The organism is Methylophaga thalassica MP (assembly GCF_000214595.1).
In the GTDB taxonomy this organism is placed as follows: Bacteria; Pseudomonadota; Gammaproteobacteria; order Nitrosococcales; family Methylophagaceae; genus Methylophaga; species Methylophaga thalassica.
In genome coordinates this window covers 1,399,292-1,417,673 of record NZ_AFIG01000001.1, presented here as the reverse complement: position 1 = coordinate 1,417,673, position 18,382 = coordinate 1,399,292, and the positions used below count along the sequence as shown (strand labels likewise).

Below are 18,382 nucleotides of genomic sequence, written 5' to 3'. Positions count from 1 at the left end.
ATGTCTTTAAATCCAGCCGATATTCCAGAAAATGTCATTAAAGAAGTCGTCATGTGGCTAGTCAAAGTCCAAGACGACGATTTAACAACACAAGAACAACAAACATTACTCGCGTGGCGAAATGAAAATCATCTGCACGAACTTGCATGGCAGCGTGCTGAAAATCTCGGCATGACTTTACAGAAAATACCACCAGATATAGGCAAACAGGTATTAGGCCGACCAGCAACAATGGATAGGCGTGAATTTGCCAAACATCTTGGTCTGTTGCTCACGCTTGTTCCAATTGGTGGCATAACTTATAAATATGCCCCATGGCAAGCCGTCTTAGCTGACATTAAAACCGCGACCGGTGAGCAAAGAACAATTCAATTAGCCGACGGCAGCCAACTCATGCTTAACACCGATAGTGCTGTCGATTTAGCATTTAATGATACTCAGCGTTTGGTGAAATTATACCGAGGCGAAATCTATATTAAGACGGCTAAAGATTCAGCTCAAAGGCCTTTCTTGGTACAAACTGCACAGGGTCGACTCCATGCTTTGGGCACTGAGTTTGTAGTTCGTCAGCACGCTGACTATAGCTATTTAGGTGTTATCGAGAGCGCAGTTGATGTCATACCCAAAGATGACCCAGAGCAAAATCAGATCATTGAAAAAGGTCAACAAACGCGGTTTGATTCGACAGGTATAGAGGCTCCATCCCCATTAGATGATAATGCCAATGCGTGGATAAACGGGGTTATCTACGCCGACAATATGCCACTCAGCGAGTTTATTAATTATTTAAAACGTTATCGAACAGGTGTAATCACCTGTGATGAATCATGTCATGACATTTATGTCTCAGGCTCATTTCAAATTAATGACCCTGACCACATCCTGCACGTATTAGAAAAAACAAGACCAATAGAAATTGAATGGCGAACTCGTTTCTGGGCAAAAATCAGAAAAAAACAACGTTAATTTAAAAAATCGTGTCCCCTTTTTAATCCTTAACTGACCTAGTAATTGAGAATCACTTAATTACCCAAGGTTAACCATGTTGAAACGTAAAATCTCCAGAGACAACAGCTTTATTAAATTCACCATCATCATTGCGATATTGGCTTTTTTCTATCTGCCGACGCTTTCTGCCGAAACAATGCAACTGGCTGACAATGAAAAAGGCAATGAAACAGAAAAAGCTAACCGTCATTATAATATTCCTGCTGGCCCACTCTCCAAAGCGTTATCGTATTATACCGGTATCAACGGCTTTACATTCTCGTTTGACCCAAGCCTCACCGATGGCAAAACCACACAAGGGTTACAAGGTAGCTACAGTCTAGAAGAAGGCTTTGAACAATTATTAAAAGGCTCGGGCCTGATTGTTATACCTGATACGGATGGCGGCTATCTTCTGGCACCGGGTCAAGAAGAATTACCTGCACTCGGTGATGACCGCTTAATTCTGGATACCGTTAAAGTCAGAGCACAACGTTTTTATGAAGTCGGACCACTGCCTGGCCTTGGACTCACCAAAGACGAAATCCCCGGCAATGTGCAAAGTATCTCTGCCAAAGAGATCAAAGAAGCACACTCAGTAAGTATGAGCGACCTTTTTAATAAAAAATTGCAGGGCGTTACGGTGAATGATTATCAGGGCAACCCATTTCAAATGGATGTTCAATATCGTGGTTTTACGGCTGGTCCGCAGATCGGGACTCCGCAAGGGTTGAGTGTCTTCTTTGATGGCATTCGGGTTAACGAACCCTTTGGTGATGTGGTTAACTGGGACATGATTCCAATGAATGCCATAGCCAGTGTTGATGTTTTTCCTGGTTCAAACCCAATATTTGGTTTAAATACTCTGGGAGGGGCGTTTACGGTCAAAACCAAAGACGGGTTTACACATACCGGGTTAGATGCTGATGTGCTTGCAGGTTCATACGGTAGAAAGCAGTTACAAATTGAAAACGGCTGGAATAATGGCACCATTGCTTTTTTCGGAGCAGGTAGTTTTTTTATGGAAGATGGATGGAGGGAAAACTCTCCGACAGAAGTAAACCAGGCTTTCCTTAAGGCAAGTTATCGTGGTGATAAGTTAGACCTAAATTTCAACACATTGTTAGTCAGTAATGACATGGTAGGTAATGGTGTTTTACCAAGTGAAATGTATGACCAAGACCGAGATGCATCATTCACCTCTGAAGATACAACTAAGAATAGACTCAAGCAGTTTCAGTTATCAGGTGCTTTTCAAGTTAAAGAAGACTTTTCCATTACAGCACAGGTGTATCGGCGAGATAGTAAAAGAAAACAAAAGGGAGCAGACGTATATACAGACTATGAGAACAATAGAGGAGCTAAATCTTATCCAGCAGAGGATGATGATTACACGTGTTTATTGAGAAGTACAAATCAGTATGGAATTCCTGACTATTATGTAATTCCTGTAAATCGGACACAAGGTGAAGAGATTTTCTTTACTGATTTCTTCAATGAGTTATTAGGTGGAACGATTAATCCAGCAGATTATGCCGATCAAAAGAACATTAAACTGGAAGACACTTTTGTGACTGGGTTTAAGAATAATTTTTATCAGAGTCAGAATTCTGCGAGACAATTTTTCTTTGATAGGCAAAGGGTGAATACCCCTCCACAAATTCCTGCAGTTGATTTTTCTGGTAACGGCTTTCCTGAGGCAGCTGAAACATATGGATACGCAATATTTGCACCTGATGGTTCTTCTGTCTACTTAGGTGCTCTTTCAGGTAACCCCTCTACGCCGATATTAGAAGATTTTGATACCTACTTTACAACCTATGCTGATAACGGTGACATTATACAAAACTTCGTATTTTTTGAGGCACCCGTAAACAATACAACTTGTAGATCTGACACAAACACAGCAACTGATTATCCAGGATCTTACAACATAATTAATCCTGAAACTGGGTTTCCCTACCTGATTGATGGTGCTGATTTGGGTGAGCCAGGCTGGGTAGAAGGAACACCAACGGCGATTGAAACTGATAATCAAATAGATCAAATAGTTGATGGTGCCTCTATCCAATTCAATTGGAATCTAGAGCGTCATAAATTCATGATTGGTGCATCTATTGATGATGCGAGTGCAACATATACCAACACTCAGCAGTTAGGTTTTATGGATGCCGACAGAAATGTATATCTAGATCCAGAACAAGCTAATCCACAATTTGGCGCTGCTTATTATCCAATATCTAATAATAATTTTTCTGGCACAAATACAACAATGAGTGTCTATTTTAGTGAAACATGGAATCCTGTAGATGCATGGAATTTCAATTTTTCTGGACGCTATAACCAGACTAAAACTAAAAATAAAATCGCTACACGCTGGGGATTTGGGGCTTTCGAAGCTGGCGATGTTCGTGTTGCACCTGATGAATTTGATGTGTGTACTTCTGATGAGGACTGTTCAACACCAAGAAATTATACAACGCTTGATGTAGATAGAGTTACTACAGATCCTGCTGAGACGGAAGAGTTTAGTTTTTATTCTTTTAATCCATCTATTGGGGCCACATGGCAAGCTAGAAATGACTTGAACGTTTATGCAAATTGGTCACAGGGTACTCGTGTTCCTAGTGTTATAGAGCTTGGTTGTGCTTTCGATGATACACCTGTTTATGTAGGTGGTTCTATGGGAGATCGAAATGATCCTGATAACTATAGACCCAAAAGTACTCAAGAAAATAGACAATGTTATTTACCTACAACCTTGTCGGGTGACCCATATTTACCACAGATAAAATCAACTTCGTATGACATTGGTCTACGAGGGATGTTGGGTGAAAATCTGCAGTGGAATTTAGGCTTTTATCAAACAGATCTTAAAGATGACATTTATTTTGTCGCCGTTCCTGGAGGTGGTGGAAGCTCTGGATTCTTTGACTCTATTGGAGATACTCGTAGAAGAGGTCTTGAAGCAGGTTTATCAGGTCAAAAAGATAAATGGGGATTTAGTATCAATTACTCTATGACCGAAGCAACATTTGAAAATAATTTCTATATGTACAGCGAAGATAACAGCAGTGCTACATATTTAGATGGATATGGGCCCAATACAATTGAGGTAGAAAAAGGCGACAAAATGCCTGGTGTTCCACTGCATAACTTAAACGCCACAGTCAGCTATCAAGTGACGCCAAAATGGCAAGTCAGTCTAACTGGTATTGCTCATTCAGAAATATATGTACGTGGTAATGAAAATAATGAGCATGAAGTCGGGAAATCTCAACTTCGACAAGTAACTTTTCCTGACGGCACAACAAGAATGGTTGCGCGGCAGACGCCGTATAACCCAGGTAAATTACCGGGTTATGCCACATTCAACTTTCAATCTAGTTATAAGGTTACGCCAAACTTTACGGTTAATTTATTAGTGAATAATATTTTTGATAAAGAATATTTCACAGCTGGTCGTTTAGGACGAAACCCTTTTTCTCCAAGTATAAACGGCGCTATTGGACCTGATGGCTATAACCATAATTCAAATGATTGGCTAAGTACTAACTTTGTTGCACCCGGGGCTCCTCGTGGTGCTTGGCTAAGCATGAACTGGGTATTTTAGGAGGATTTCAGAATTAAAAAAACAAACACATATGGCCGCCTTACAGGGAATTCACTCATGACCTTGAAATATTAAGGTACGAACTAAAAATTGTAGTGAATGGTTGCTGCGGGCAGCCACAAATACCCATCTATCTCATTTTAGCGACTAGTCCATTATGACCTGGACTAGTCCAGCTATTTACTCAAGTCATCTAAGGGAAGATGGCTAAGTAGCCCAATGTCATTGGCTAATATGGTTAAGGATGCCTATTAACATAGCTAATGAATGTGACTGATAAAAAAAGATAAGGACATTGAAAGTAGTGAATGGCATCAAAAACAAGCAGAGGCATAGGCAAGTCGGGAGTTCGATATATCAACTCCTCGTTATCTTCGTCGTGCTTAGCATCATTTTTATAGCCTTCATCAATAATTACGAAACCACGGATAGCAAACTCACGGCACAAGAGAATGTGCTCCGTCATGAACTCATCGTGATGCGAAGGCCTATCAACCAATACCATACTGCGTGAATACCTATCCTCACTCACTAAAGCAGCTTGTTGATACTGGCTATTTACGACACATTCCTGTCGATCCCATCACCCATAGTCATAAAACCTGGGAGTTAATAAGGCCGGTAGAAACTGACGAAGTTATTTCTGATATCCGAAGTGGTTATCGACTTATGACATCAAAAGGCACCCCGTATTCAGACTGGTAAATTAATGTTTTGCAAACCAATTTAAAAAAATTTTAAAAAATAATTGTCACTTTCCAATTCTCGATTGGCATACCTAATAAGAACAACAAAAAAATAATAATTATTAGTCGGAGAGAAATATTGGAACTGCAAGCAAAGGGCCCAGTGTGCCTTAAGAAAAAACTCTGTCGTTGTTTATCCATCGCCACGATGAGCATGGTCGGTGCCATGTCAATTAATCATCTTGCCCTGGCTGAAGATAACACTGCTGAACAGGTCAAACGTTTTGACATTCCTGCTGGCCCTTTGGGCAAAGCCATCTCAAATTACGCAGCTGAAAATGGCGTGAGATTAACCTTTGACCCAGCACTGGCAGAAGGAAAAGAAACCCAAGGCCTTCACGGTGAATATTCGGTCGAAGAAGGCTTCCAGCAATTATTAAACGACAGTGGCCTCGAAGCCATTGATGACACTGATGGTGGTTATTTTCTGGTGCCAGGCCAAGCTGAGTTACCTGCTCTCGGTGATGACCGCTTAATTCTGGATACGGTTAAAGTCAGAGCACAACGCTTTTATGAAGTAGGGCCACTGCCTGGTCTTGGACTCACCAAAGAAGAAATCCCCGCCAACGTGCAAAGTATTTCAGCCAAAGAGATCAAAGATGCACATTCATTAAGCATGACGGATTTGTTTAATACAAAACTACAGGGCGTCACGGTTAATGATTACCAAGGTAATCCGTTTCAGATGGATATCCAATACCGTGGCTTTACGGCAGGGCCACAAATTGGTACGCCACAAGGGCTGAGTGTGTTTATTGATGGTATTCGGGTGAATGAACCGTTTGGTGATGTGGTCAACTGGGACATGATCCCCATGAATGCCATAGCCGGTGTGGACTTATTTCCGGGGTCCAATCCTATCTTTGGTTTGAATACCTTAGGCGGTTCATTTGCCTTAAAAACCAAAGATGGCTTTAACAATACCGCTGCAGATGCTGAGGTGCTTGCTGGCTCATTTGGTCGTAAACAATTACAAATGGAAAATGGCTGGAACAACGGCACCATCGCCTTTTTCGGTGCCGCCAGTTTATTCGATGAAAATGGCTGGCGTGATAATTCACCGAGTGAAGTCAATCAGCTTTTCGGTAAGGCCAGCTACCGTGGTGACAAACTTGATTTACATTTCAGCACCTTAATCGTTGATACCAACTTGGTCGGTAATGGTCTCATTCCAAGTGAAGAATATCGACAAGACCGGGAAGGGGTCTTTACAGCACCAGATACTACGGAAAATAGATTACAGCAGTTTCAATTAGCTGGTGCTTATCAGGTTAACGATACGTTTAGTATTACGGGTCAGGTTTACCGTCGTTCAAGCCGTCGAGATTCACAAGGGGCGGATGTTTATACCGATTTTGATAATCAATATGTTAGACGAAACTTAAATGCGGGCGAGGAGTATACATGTCTTTTTGAGACAAGTGAGAATAATCGTTACAACATCCCCGATTATTATGTCATCGATTTACCAAATGGAGATCCTTTCCAGTCAACCGACTACATTAATTTCGTTTTAAGTGCTGATATCGACGCTGCGTTTGCAACACTAGACTCTAAACAGTTCAATGCAGAGCTTCCAGATGAAGTGGTGGCATTAGCGCAGCGCTCAATTGAGGTCACGAAAAATTTCCAAGCAGCTGAAATTTTTAAAGCCGCTAATGGCGGTGAAACAATTCCGCTTTCTGCAGGAGAACCAACACCATATTCCAATAATCAACCTTCATATCAGTATCAACCTAAAACGGAATTATCAAATTTAAAAAATACTGACGATCTTTTCAGTTATTTAGCAGGAGTGGAAGGGGCTTTTTATTATTATACGACCGATGGCGTTAAGCATCTGATTGTACCTAAACCTCCAACCAATGCCGATAAGTGCGAAGGTGATTCTCGAGGTGATACTTTGGAAGTATTGGGACCTGAAGGTGGCTCTCAGACCGTTGATGGTGGGGCTTATAGCCAGACGAATCCAGGTGTAGTGGATGGAACACCTACGGCTGTATTAACTGATAATACCATCGACCAAATTACAGACGGGGCTTCAATTCAGTTTAATTGGAATACTGAAAAACATAAATTCATGATCGGTGCCTCTGTTGATAGGCCGACGGCTGAATATACCAGTACACAGCAGTTAGGGCTGCTAACAGCAAATAGAGAATTCTATTATGCCCCCGATGAAATACGTGATCAGTATGTGGCGGCGGATGTGCCGATTAGCAATAACAATTTTGAAGGTGAGCAGCTAACCAAAAGCCTTTATTTTAGTGAAACGTGGAGTCCTGTTGATACTTGGCACTTTAATGTTTCTGCTCGTTATAACGATACTCAAGGTGAAAACAGAATGAAGTCTAGGGAGTATGGTATCGCGTTTGTCCCAAGCCTCGCTCAATTAGAAGCCTTTCCTGATTATTTTGATGTGTGCCCTACCGGTGAGAACTGCCCAACAGGGTATGAAATCCCTGATACAAGTAGTCTATTAAATGAAGAAGAAAAAGAATCATTTAGCTATTATTCGTTAAATCCTTCATTTGGTGTCGCTTGGCAGGCAAGAGATGATTTAAATCTCTACGCTAATTTCTCACAAGGTGTGCGTGTTCCTTCCGTTATTGAGCTAGGGTGTGCATTGGATAAAACACCCGTTGGCTCAAAAGGAACTTATAAAAGTCTGATAGAAAATAGAACGTGTTCATTACCCTCCACGCTTTCAGGCGACCCATACTTACCTCAAATAAAAGCACAAACGGTTGAAGTGGGCATTAGGGGGGTGATCGACGATTACCTGCAGTGGAACCTGTCTGCTTACCAAACCAATATTAAGGATGACCTGTATCTGGTTTCTTATCCAGATAATCGTAACTTCTTCGACAATATTGGTTCAACACGTCGCCAAGGTCTTGAAGCTGGCTTATCAGGTCAAAAGGGTAAGTGGGGCTTTAGTGTCAATTACTCTCTAACGGACGCTACCTTCGAAGATAACTTTACTATTGCAGGGAACGACAATAGTAGTTCTTATGAGGACTTCTCAGGTAATTATAACTATAGCCGTTTAATTGATGTTGAAGCTGGTGCTCGCATGCCAGGCGTATCACTTCATAACCTTAATGCAACAGTCAACTACCAAGTTACCCCAAAATGGACAGTTGGACTCACGGCTGTAGCTCATTCATCAAGTTATGTACGTGGTAATGAAAATAATAAACATCGAGCAGGGCAGGTGATATACGAGACTGCTGAAATTTCTGGCAAACAAACAATTGTTGCTAGAAAAGCGACGAATAATCCAGGCAAGGTGCCGGGTTATATGGTGTTTAACTTCCAAAGTAACTATCAGCTCACCAAAAACTTCAGTGTCAATTTACTCGTAAACAATATCTTTGATAAAGAATACTTTTCAGCTGGCACTCTTGGGCGTAATCCGTTTACACCAGGGACCTATGGTGCTGATGATGGTCCTGCGGGCTATAACCACAACTCACTTGAATGGAATAGTACAAATTTTGTGGCGCCTGGTGCACCGAGAGCGGCGTGGGTCAGTGTGAGGTGGTTATTTGATTAACAAATATGGAAATAAGTTGAGGCAAGTGTGACCGCCTCACAAGGAATTCATTTTCAATCTACGGAAGTTTAAGGCACTCACCAAGGATTGAAGTGAATAGGTGATTCGGGCAGCCACAAATGCTCGTCTATTGTACACGGACGGAGAAAAATGATGAAAAACTTCAAATTAAAACTCGTAGTGTTAAGTACATTAAGTTGTTTAGCTTCAGGGCAAGCAATGGCTGATTGGGAAAATTTACCTGCTACAGGGGTAAGTGTGAGTGGTGGGACAAGCCCATATATTTTGTGTAACCCTACAGGTGACTTTGGTTCTGGGTCTGGGGTAGATAGACCAGTTCAACCATCTTCAACTTCAGATACCTGTGCCGTCATACCTGCAACGGATCCAACTGTTCCAGATACAAGCTATACCGGCCTGAGTCGAATTCCAGTAGTCAACCGCACAAAAACAATCACTATGAATAATAGTTACACCAATAATACCAATGTGGATATTGGTACCTTGCGTGAATACGTATGGAGAAAAGCTGATGGTGCTGGGTATCAGTGTATTTATGCAATGAAAGTGACACTGTATCAGGCTGATTACAACTTAACTGAGCCTGGTATTCAAAATTTTGAAATTAACGATATGGCGAGAAAAGGCTGGAGTGGTAAAACGGTTGATGTGGCATATTCAACTGTACCAAACGATGCATCACCAACCTATCGTGTTGGAAGGACGTTTACTGCAGTCCAGCATAGACCTGGCGATGTTGATCAACCTTTAACCGGTTTAGGTTCTAGCCCTGCAATCAATGGCCTGAATTCTTGGCCAGGTTCTGCTTCAGCTACACAGCAAAAAGCGGATCTTGATACAGATTGGGTCGATTTTACGACAGATGTTAATTACAAAGATGATGACGGCAGTACTAATGCAGCCTCAGGTATGCAGTATGTGAGAACCTCTTGTTCAAGTGGTTCATTCACTACATCGTCAGACGCTATTCGTTTACGTCAGACTTTCCAAGAACTTAATGGGGATGGTTCAAGTGACAATCCTTTCATTGAAATAGAAGTTGAAGGTACTTTGCCAAATTAATCTGGTGAAGTAGGGCACAGGTGACAACTTGAAGTTGTCACCTGCTGCATCAAAAAGACTTTTATATTAAGGAATTATATATGGCTACTAAAATTTTTAACTCTACGGAAACGAGTTATACAGGTACTTCCAGTGATGACGTAATTACAGGTAATGATCTTGGTAATACCATCGATGGTGCTGCTGGTGACGACATTATTTATGGCGGAGCCGGTGATGACTTTATTATCGGCGGCGGCGGTAATGATGTGCTTATTGGTGCTGAGGGTAATGACATCATTATTACTGGTGCAAGTGATGGAAGCAATAACAATGGTAATAATATTGTTAGCGGTGGTAGTGGTGATGACACTATTTTCACTGGAACAGGTAATGACATCATTTCCGGCGGAAGTGGTAATGATCTGATTTCTGTCGATGGTGGTAATAATATTATTCATGGTGGTAGTGGAGACGATAATATTTCAGCTGCCGATGGTAATGACATCATTCTTGGTGGCTTAGGTAATGATGATATCTATGCTGGCGATGGTGATGACATATTGTCGGGTGGTGCAGGCGCTGATTATATAGAAGGCCAAGGAAGCACCGCTGGTGATGAAACCGTTACAGGTAACTTGTTCTTCGTGACATCTCAAGATGTATTGAATGGCGGTAAAGGTAATGACACTTTTGTCGTCGGTGATGAGTTTGAAGAAGAAACAATCATTCAAGGTGGTGTATCAGCTCAAGATAGCGCGGGCGATGCTGCTAGATATGTTGATTTGAACGAATCTGAAGGTGAAGAAGGCGAAGAAGAGGAAGAGGAAGGCGAGGAAGAAGAAGGGCCTCTATTCGGTTTTGATACCGTCAACAATGAAATTGTTGAAATTGAAGATCAGGAAATGTCAGAACAAGCTGAAACGGATGTTCGCTTGAATCTAGTCACTCGTCCTGGCTCGACTGAAATCAACACCGCAGCCTCTACCTTTGCGGGTTATAACGCAGTTGATACCTTGCAATTTACTAAAAGTGGTGACTTTGACGAGTCTCTATCATTCACCGGAATTGAGCGTATCGAGCTGGATAGTGGCGTTAATATCACTTTATCTTCTGAGCAACTTGAAAATAATGGTGAATCATTAAGCACGGGCTTCTTAAATCCAGGTCTGCAAATTCATGGTACGGCCGGTGGACCGAGCGAGTCAGTCACGGTTGAAATGGAGTTTGAAGAAGCGGAATTTGAACCTGAAGAAGATATCGTCGGTGCTGAGGAAGTGGAATATGACTACGCCGAATTCTCTGTTGAGGAATTTGCAGTAGCGAATTTATTCCACAACGTTGACATGATCTACGATGCCAGTGAAGGTGAAGAAGGTAGCTTTACTCATGTTTACGGTGGCAATGAATCGGCTGGAGCGACTGAAACCGTTTATGGCAGTGCTGGTGTCGACTACGGTGTCATGAACGGTGGTAATGATACTTACTACGGAGGTGATGGCAACGATGTTCTGGTTGGTGGAAGCGGTGCCGATAGCCTGTATGGTGAAGACGGTGACGATATCTTCCTTGTCGGTGGTTTCGGTTCAGGTAATTCTGGTACAACCTCTGCGGCTGATGATGGTAATCAGGAATGGATCGCAACAGGTGCTGAGCACGATCTGATTGTGGGTGGTGATGGTGTTGATACATTACGTATTACCACTGGAGTCGGTGCAGATACAAAAACTAACGGCACTATCGTTTTAAATGACGCTAATTTCCAAGGAATGGAAGTTGTTCAAGTGGGTGGCACAGTAGACCAATTGAATGTGGAAAATGATGCATTGCAAATGTTGAATGACCACTACTATTTCGCTGCCAATGGTACTGTCGATGACTTAGACAATAGCCTGGGTAACAATGGCGGTACTATTGATAATGTCGTTGTTGATGCTTCTGGTGTAACTGCAAATGGTCTGCGTTTTGAAGGTAATGGTAATGACAATACCTTTATCGGTACAACGCAGGATGATGTTTTCGTCGGTAACGGCGGTAACGATACGCTGACTGGTGGTGATGGCGCGGATACGTTCGTGTTTGGTCAGGTCCATGAGCAAGTCGTGACTGGCGATGACGATGAAGTTCAAACCTATGTAGATACTGCATTTAATTTGACTGGCATCGATACCATTACTGATTTTTTGAGTGGGGTAGATAAGATTGCACTCAATATCGATCAGTTTACGTCTCTAACAGCAGGTAGTTTTAGTGCTGATAATCTGGTTTGTAGCGTAGGTGCAGCTGCTGGTGATGCGAATGACTTCTTGTTATTCGACACAGCAACGGGTGCATTGAGCTATGACGCGGATGGCAGTGGCTCTGGTGCTGCTGTGCAATTTGCTACTTTGACAGGTGTGACTTCATTAAGCGCATCTGACATTGAAGTGTTTGCATAAAGTGAATGGAGAGGGTGTACCCATTGGGTACATCCTCTTTTTTTCTAACTGGTCACCCGTTGAGATTATTGTTATGCCAGACGTTGTTATTTATTTAAAACAGAAACACCATCAATCCGGATTTACCTTGTTAGAACTCTTGGTGGTGATGGTCATTATCGGTTTGTTAGCCGGTTATGTTGGACCGAAGTATTTTGCTCAAATTGGTAAGTCCGAAGTGAAAACGGCCCGTGCTCAGATTGAAGCACTCGGTAAAGCTCTGGATCAATATCGTTTGGATGTTGGCCATTATCCAACAACAGAGCAGGGACTGGCTGCACTCAATACACCCCCGAATAATGAACGTAAATGGCAAGGGCCATACCTTAAAAAAGACGTACCAAACGATCCTTGGGATAACCCGTATTTTTATCAGATGCCGGGTACACATAGTCAGTATGCAGACTATGACTTGTGGTCATTAGGCAGCGATGGTGCCAGCGGTGGTAAAGATACGGCGGCCGATATTGTGAGCTGGCGTTAGGTATCTGACTTTATGATTTTTACGATGAAAGTCATTCATGATGGTGCTGTCAGGTTGATAGAGATTGAAGCCGGTAATGCTAATCAGGCACGTTATCTGGCAGAAAGACAAGGCCATCACGTACTTTCTATCAATCAACAAAAAAGTGGGGCATTGTCTCTTGGTTTGCCTCAATTAAAAAAAACCAAATTCAATGTGATGCTATTTAGCCAGGAATTACTGGCATTGCTTGAGTCTGGACTCAGTCTGGTTGAGGCCATTGAAGCCTTAGCTGAGAAAGAAACTCATGCGGAATCAAAAGCGGTATTGAACCAAATCAAAGCCGCTTTATTTGATGGACAACCGTTATCTGTAGCTCTGGAAAAAGTGCCAGAGGTATTTACTCCTTTATATATAGCCCTGATTCGTTCCAGTGAACGTACGGGGGATATGACAACGGCATTAAGTCGACATGTGGCGTATCAGTCCCAAGTCGATGCAATGAAAAAGAAAATCGTCTCTGCTGCTATTTATCCGGTGTTATTACTGGTGGTCGGCGGCTTGGTGGTGTTGTTTTTACTGGGGTATGTCGTACCCAAATTCAGTGTGATTTATGAAAGCACCAATGCGGATCTGCCTTGGTTATCACAGTTATTACTGAGCTGGGGCCAGTTATTACACAGCCATGGACGTGAAGCGTTTATGGTGTTTATCGCCAGTATTGCTGTAATGAGTTATGTGCTGACGCGGTCGTTTGTACGTCGTTTTATTATGGCGAAAGTCTGGCAAATTCCTAAACTGGGCGAAACGCTGCGAATCTACCAGCTTGCCCGTTTTTACCGAACATTAAGTATGTTACTGCGTGGTGGTATCCCATTGATTACGGCTATGCAGATGGTGTCCTCGTTATTACAGCCTTTATTACGCAGCAAATTAGCCTTGGTGGCTAATGATGTGAAAGAAGGTAAACCCTTATCCAATGCTATGGAATTACATGGCATGACCACCTCGATTTCTGTTCGTATGTTACGGGTGGGTGAACGTACCGGACAGATGGGTGACATGATGGAACGCATTGGCGTGTTCTACGATGATGAAATTGCCCGTGCTGTGGAATGGTTTACTAAATTACTTGAACCGGCTTTGATGATCATCATTGGTCTGGTGGTGGGCTTAGTCGTGGTGCTGATGTATATGCCGATTTTTGAATTGGCAGGGAGTATTCAATGAATACGGCCTATCATGACATCACGCCTGGGAAAACTGAGCTTGTTGTGGAAGCACTGACCGTTGAACAGCTGAATCAGGCGAAACAACTGGCACAACAAAGCAAGCAGCCTTTACTCAAAGTGTTGGAAGAGATCAGTGAGTTAACACCTGATGTGTTTGTGCAAGCGCTGGGGTTATTGGTGCGTTATCCGGTGTTGACGATTTCTCAGCTCTATCAGTTGCAACCTGATTTTGATGTGGTGCCGTTTACGCAGGCGGAGAAAATCGGCTGCTTGGCGGTGCGTGATAAACATGACGCCTTATATCTGGTTCATGCCAATCCATTCGAAGCCAATTTGTATTCCAAGCTGGATCTGCTGGTGAATGAGCCTGCCACCTGGGCCTTGGCGCATACCGAAGATTTAAACGTCTATCTTTCTCATCATGAAGCCAATATGCGTGCTTTAGGTGATGAGGTATCAGAGCACCATGCTGAGCGTAATGAGGATGAGCAGGCTATAGAAGATATTTCCTTACGCTCAATCAGCGAAGATACTAGCCCGATTGTGAAGTTTGTACGCTCGACTTTATATGATGCGTTAAAAGCCGGTGCCAGTGATGTACATCTGGAAACGGATCAAAACGGGCTTAAAGTGAAATACCGTATTGATGGAGTATTGAGTCATGTCGGTGGCATTCAGGGGCTGGCTCAGGCAGAGCAAGTGATTTCCCGTGTCAAAGTCATGTCTGATCTGGATATCGCTGAGCGACGCATCCCCCAAGATGGCCGCTTTAAAGTGATGGCATTGGGGCGAGAAATTGATTTACGTGTGTCGATTATGCCCAGTGTGTTGGGTGAAGATGCGGTTTTACGGGTTTTAGACAGACAAGCATTAAGTGAAGAAGCTCAGGGACTGAGTTTAGAAATATTGGGTTTTGCTCCCGATATTATGGCGCGGTTTCGATTATTAGCCGAAGAACCTTACGGCATGTTGTTGGTAACAGGGCCAACAGGTAGCGGTAAAACTACCACGCTGTACGGCATTATTTCTGAGATTAATCACGGCACTGACAAAATCATCACCATTGAAGATCCCGTCGAATATCAGTTACCCGGTGTATTGCAAATCCCCGTCAATGAGAAAAAAGGACTGACCTTCGCCAAAGGCTTACGTTCTATTTTGCGTCATGATCCAGACAAAATCATGGTCGGTGAGATTCGTGATAATGAAACTGCACAAATCGCCGTGCAATCAGCGCTGACCGGTCACTTGGTGTTAACCACTGTGCACGCTAACAATGTATTTGATGTGATTGGCCGTTTCACCAATATGGGGGTGGATCCGTATAACTTTGTTTCGGCCATGAATGGCATCCTGGCACAGCGATTGGTAAGGGTGAACTGTCCACATTGCCTGACAGAGGATAAGCCAGATGCAGCATTGGTAGAAAAGTCAGGCTTAAACGCCGAGCAGATAAGCGACTTTCGTTTTAAAAAAGGACAAGGTTGTGGTCAGTGCCACGGATTAGGATTCAAAGGCCGGAAAGCGATTGCCGAATTATTGTGCTTTAACGATGAAATTCGCGAACTGATTGTTACGCGTCAACCGGTGAGAAAAATCAAAGAGGCAGCCTATGCCAATGGCACCAGAACGATGCGTGAAGCGGCATTGTTACTGGTGAAAAATGGTGAGACGACACTAGAGGAGATTAATCGTGTTACCACATTGGCTTAATGTTATGACCGATGAGCTGAATGTGTGTATTCGGCCGAATAGTCTTGTTATCAGACGCTTTAAAGGTGTCGCCGGTAAAACACGTTGTATCGATCAACAGAAAATTATGATGAAAAAGGCTGTCGACCACAGGGATGTGGAGGTGGCTTATCTTGCCAAGGTGCTTCATACCACACTCAGTCAAGCGCGTTGGCATGCAAAAACGGCTCGCGTTGTTTTAGCCAACAGTTTTGTACGTTATGCCGTTCTGCCCTGGAATCCGGTCATTAAGACTGATGAAGAAAAGCAGGGGTATCTGCAACATCTGTTTGTCAGTCTCTATGGCGATGTGGTGAAAAGCTGGAATAAAACCATCAGTCCGTCAGGCTTCGGTCAGCCTGCTGTCGCCAGTGCGATACCGACACCGCTCATTCAGAAGATTGATGAAATATTTGCCTCATTAGCCATCCAACTCCTTAGCATCCAGCCGTATCTGATGTCGGTAATGAATGACGCGATTGCGGTGATCAAATCACAGCAGTTACAAAGTTTGTGTTGGTTGACAGTGATTAGTGATGGACGTTTATGTCTGGGGTTGATGTCAGAAGGTCAGTGGTTATGGCTTAAAAACGTACAGCAAGAAAGTGATGTGATCGGTCAGATTGAGCTGTTGATTCAACGTGAACGTCTGATCAATAGCATCTTTGATAAAGCCGTGCAGCAACGTTATGAACAAGTCATGTTATTGCACTGGCCAGATATCTCTGTATCCAGTGCCATAAAAATCGGCAACTACCGCATTATTCGCCTGCCATCGTCAAAGTTATTTGCCAAGGAACAGCCTGATACTCAGGTAGCGAGGTTAATTGCCTCATGAAAACGATTCATCTTAATCACCGTTTGCACACCTCTGCACCCAAGCCGCTGGCATCATTTTTATTATCTGTGGCGGTATTAGCGGTGTTGTTAAGTCTGTTCTTTTTACAACAGAGCAATGCCCGACTGGCGGAATTAAAACAGGAAAAAGCCCGCTATAGCCGAACCACAGAATCGAAATCGACAGCACAGCCTTTATCGGAACGTGAACAGGCGGAACTGGATGCAGTGAATGTGGCTATTAATGAGATTGTGCGCCCGTGGTCACAACTGTTTTTTGCATTAGAAGAATCTCGGTTTGACAGTATCAATCTGGTTGCCATTGAGCCTAATGCGAAGACAAACACTGTGCAGATCATCGCGATTACCTCTCCAGTGGATGAGATCCTGGCGTATATCGACGAATTAAAAAAGCAAGCCATGGTGAGCTCAGTAAGCTTGTTATCGACTGAATCAGTTCGTCTCGATGGCAAAGAGGCCACACAGTTTGAGTTATTAGTGACGTGGGTAGAGCACTGATGCAAAAAGTCATGATGGAACATTACGGACAATGGCTGCTTTACCAGCTTAGGCAGTGGGGTTGGCAAGGCAATCTGGCAGTAGGGTTATTGCTGGTCAGTATCGTGATTTCAATGATGATTCAGGCCAATAATGAGCAGGCAGAAAAACTGCGATTAACGATTGATGATTTGGCTCAACACACACCCGTCGATATTCAACATGAACCACGATCCACTCAGATCACACAACGTTTTTATCAGGCCTTGCCTGAGCAAACACAGGCCAATAAAAACATTGCTGATGTATTAACGGTGATTGAACAGCATGGCTTAAAACTGAACCGTTCTGATTACTCAACACGCGAAGTCCCGCAATCGAGCATGGTGCTTTATCACATCAAATTTCCTCTGGAAGGTGCCTATCCAGCGATTAGAAATGTGGTGACGGAAATCATGAACCGTCAGCAAAGCATGGCGCTAAGCCATATTAATTTTAAACGTGACAATATGCGTAGCGAGCAGGTGAAAGCCAATATCGAGTTTGTGCTCTACACCAAAGCGGATGGTAAACACTGATGCAGAAGCTGAAAGACAATTTGGTGTGGGTGGGTTTAGCACTGACATTGCTTTTGGTGGTGTTTGTTGAACTGCAGGATGAGCCAGATAACGATATGACCGAAGTCGTTGTGGTAGCCCCTGATCATGTACAAACACACAGCGAACAGACACAACAGATTCAGAAACAAGCCGTTCAGACGCAAGAGACATTCGTTGTTGCCCAGGCGGATAACAACAGCCGTTTTACCTTACGAAAAAGAATCATTGATGTACCGGTTGATTTATTTGCATTGCCTCAGGCAAAGCAGGAAAGCCAGCCCATTGCCGTGGCACCGAGACCACCGGCCCCCCCTGTAAACCCATACACCTATGTAGGCAAGCTGATTGAAGATGGAGAAATGCGCGTATTCCTGACCAATGGACGTGAAAACTACGTTGTGCGGGCAGGCGATACGCTGGAAAAGGTGTGGCAGGTGAAAGCGATTCATTCAACAGAAATGATTTTACTCAACTTACCAACACAGACACAGATTCGTGTTGAAATTGGAGCAGTACTTTGAGAATAGCTAGGGATCAAAAAAGGTTACGGATAATAAGACGTTCGGCATTGCTGGTGC

14 protein-coding genes are annotated in these 18,382 nt (G+C 43.2%); 13 read left to right on the top strand and 1 reads right to left on the bottom strand.

What is annotated here, in order from left to right; genetic code table 11:
• Together MAMP_RS06665 and MAMP_RS06660 are read left to right on the top strand one after the other, a co-directional pair.
• Complete coding sequence (locus tag MAMP_RS06665; protein WP_007145248.1) at positions 1 to 966, top strand: FecR domain-containing protein; 966 nt, start codon at positions 1 to 3, stop codon at positions 964 to 966.
• Positions 967 to 1,042: 76 nt separating this feature from the next.
• Positions 1,043 to 4,600: a TonB-dependent receptor gene (locus MAMP_RS06660; RefSeq protein ID WP_007145247.1), complete on the top strand. Its 3,558-nt coding sequence runs from the start codon at positions 1,043 to 1,045 to the stop codon at positions 4,598 to 4,600.
• 238 nt (positions 4,601 to 4,838) lie between these two features.
• On the opposite strand, the gene MAMP_RS16170 is transcribed toward MAMP_RS06660, so the two are convergent.
• Positions 4,839 to 5,066 (bottom strand): hypothetical protein, encoded by a 228-nt coding sequence (locus MAMP_RS16170; RefSeq protein ID WP_158005156.1) that lies wholly within the window; start codon positions 5,064 to 5,066, stop codon positions 4,839 to 4,841.
• 44 nt (positions 5,067 to 5,110) lie between these two features.
• On the opposite strand from MAMP_RS16170, the gene MAMP_RS16045 reads away from it, so the two are divergent.
• From MAMP_RS16045 to MAMP_RS06605, 11 genes are all read left to right on the top strand, one after another.
• Positions 5,111 to 5,305 carry a hypothetical protein gene (locus MAMP_RS16045; RefSeq protein ID WP_007145245.1) on the top strand — a complete coding sequence of 65 codons (195 nt, stop codon included), beginning with the start codon at positions 5,111 to 5,113 and terminating at the stop codon, positions 5,303 to 5,305.
• 120 nt (positions 5,306 to 5,425) lie between these two features.
• Positions 5,426 to 8,905: a TonB-dependent receptor gene (locus MAMP_RS06650; RefSeq protein WP_237701196.1), complete on the top strand. Its 3,480-nt coding sequence runs from the start codon at positions 5,426 to 5,428 to the stop codon at positions 8,903 to 8,905.
• Between the two features lie 153 nt (positions 8,906 to 9,058).
• Positions 9,059 to 9,988, top strand: coding sequence for a hypothetical protein (locus tag MAMP_RS15665; RefSeq protein ID WP_050797520.1), 930 nt, complete (start codon positions 9,059 to 9,061; stop codon positions 9,986 to 9,988).
• Positions 9,989 to 10,068: 80 nt separating this feature from the next.
• Entirely contained in the window at positions 10,069 to 12,405 is a 2,337-nt protein-coding gene (locus MAMP_RS06640) for a calcium-binding protein (RefSeq protein ID WP_007145242.1), read from the top strand.
• A 73-nt stretch (positions 12,406 to 12,478) separates the two neighbouring features.
• Positions 12,479 to 12,928 (top strand): type II secretion system major pseudopilin GspG, encoded by a 450-nt coding sequence (gspG, locus tag MAMP_RS06635; RefSeq protein WP_007145241.1) that lies wholly within the window; start codon positions 12,479 to 12,481, stop codon positions 12,926 to 12,928.
• A gap of 12 nt (positions 12,929 to 12,940) precedes the next feature.
• Positions 12,941 to 14,137, top strand: a complete 1,197-nt coding sequence (locus MAMP_RS06630) for a type II secretion system F family protein (protein ID WP_007145240.1) — start codon at positions 12,941 to 12,943, stop codon at positions 14,135 to 14,137.
• Positions 14,134 to 15,852 carry a GspE/PulE family protein gene (locus tag MAMP_RS06625; RefSeq protein WP_007145239.1) on the top strand — a complete coding sequence of 573 codons (1,719 nt, stop codon included), beginning with the start codon at positions 14,134 to 14,136 and terminating at the stop codon, positions 15,850 to 15,852. The genes MAMP_RS06630 and MAMP_RS06625 overlap by 4 nt, the downstream gene beginning before the upstream one ends.
• On the top strand, positions 15,833 to 16,708 hold the full coding sequence (locus tag MAMP_RS06620; RefSeq protein ID WP_007145238.1) for a hypothetical protein: 876 nt from the start codon (positions 15,833 to 15,835) through the stop codon (positions 16,706 to 16,708). Before MAMP_RS06625 ends, MAMP_RS06620 begins: the two co-directional genes overlap by 20 nt.
• On the top strand, positions 16,705 to 17,226 hold the full coding sequence (locus MAMP_RS06615; protein ID WP_007145237.1) for a hypothetical protein: 522 nt from the start codon (positions 16,705 to 16,707) through the stop codon (positions 17,224 to 17,226). The genes MAMP_RS06620 and MAMP_RS06615 overlap by 4 nt, the downstream gene beginning before the upstream one ends.
• Positions 17,226 to 17,783 carry a hypothetical protein gene (locus tag MAMP_RS06610; RefSeq protein ID WP_007145236.1) on the top strand — a complete coding sequence of 186 codons (558 nt, stop codon included), beginning with the start codon at positions 17,226 to 17,228 and terminating at the stop codon, positions 17,781 to 17,783. Before MAMP_RS06615 ends, MAMP_RS06610 begins: the two co-directional genes overlap by 1 nt.
• The gene (locus MAMP_RS06605) at positions 17,783 to 18,325 is read left to right on the top strand and encodes a hypothetical protein (RefSeq protein WP_007145235.1); all 543 of its coding nucleotides are present in this window, start codon (positions 17,783 to 17,785) and stop codon (positions 18,323 to 18,325) included. The genes MAMP_RS06610 and MAMP_RS06605 overlap by 1 nt, the downstream gene beginning before the upstream one ends.
• Positions 18,326 to 18,382 lie beyond the last annotated feature (57 nt).

Bases quoted from the DNA above. Each gene is read 5' to 3' on its own strand.
- MAMP_RS06665 (WP_007145248.1), top strand. From the start codon at position 1: ATGTCTTTAAATCCAGCCGATATTCCAGAAAATGTCATTAAAGAAGTC.
- MAMP_RS06660 (WP_007145247.1), top strand. From the start codon at position 1,043: ATGTTGAAACGTAAAATCTCCAGAGACAACAGCTTTATTAAATTCACC.
- MAMP_RS16170 (WP_158005156.1), bottom strand. From the start codon at position 5,066: ATGACGGAGCACATTCTCTTGTGCCGTGAGTTTGCTATCCGTGGTTTC.
- MAMP_RS15665 (WP_050797520.1), top strand. From the start codon at position 9,059: ATGAAAAACTTCAAATTAAAACTCGTAGTGTTAAGTACATTAAGTTGT.
- MAMP_RS06640 (WP_007145242.1), top strand. From the start codon at position 10,069: ATGGCTACTAAAATTTTTAACTCTACGGAAACGAGTTATACAGGTACT.
- gspG (WP_007145241.1), top strand. From the start codon at position 12,479: ATGCCAGACGTTGTTATTTATTTAAAACAGAAACACCATCAATCCGGA.
- MAMP_RS06630 (WP_007145240.1), top strand. From the start codon at position 12,941: ATGATTTTTACGATGAAAGTCATTCATGATGGTGCTGTCAGGTTGATA.
- MAMP_RS06625 (WP_007145239.1), top strand. From the start codon at position 14,134: ATGAATACGGCCTATCATGACATCACGCCTGGGAAAACTGAGCTTGTT.
- MAMP_RS06615 (WP_007145237.1), top strand. From the start codon at position 16,705: ATGAAAACGATTCATCTTAATCACCGTTTGCACACCTCTGCACCCAAG.
- MAMP_RS06610 (WP_007145236.1), top strand. From the start codon at position 17,226: ATGCAAAAAGTCATGATGGAACATTACGGACAATGGCTGCTTTACCAG.
- MAMP_RS06605 (WP_007145235.1), top strand. From the start codon at position 17,783: ATGCAGAAGCTGAAAGACAATTTGGTGTGGGTGGGTTTAGCACTGACA.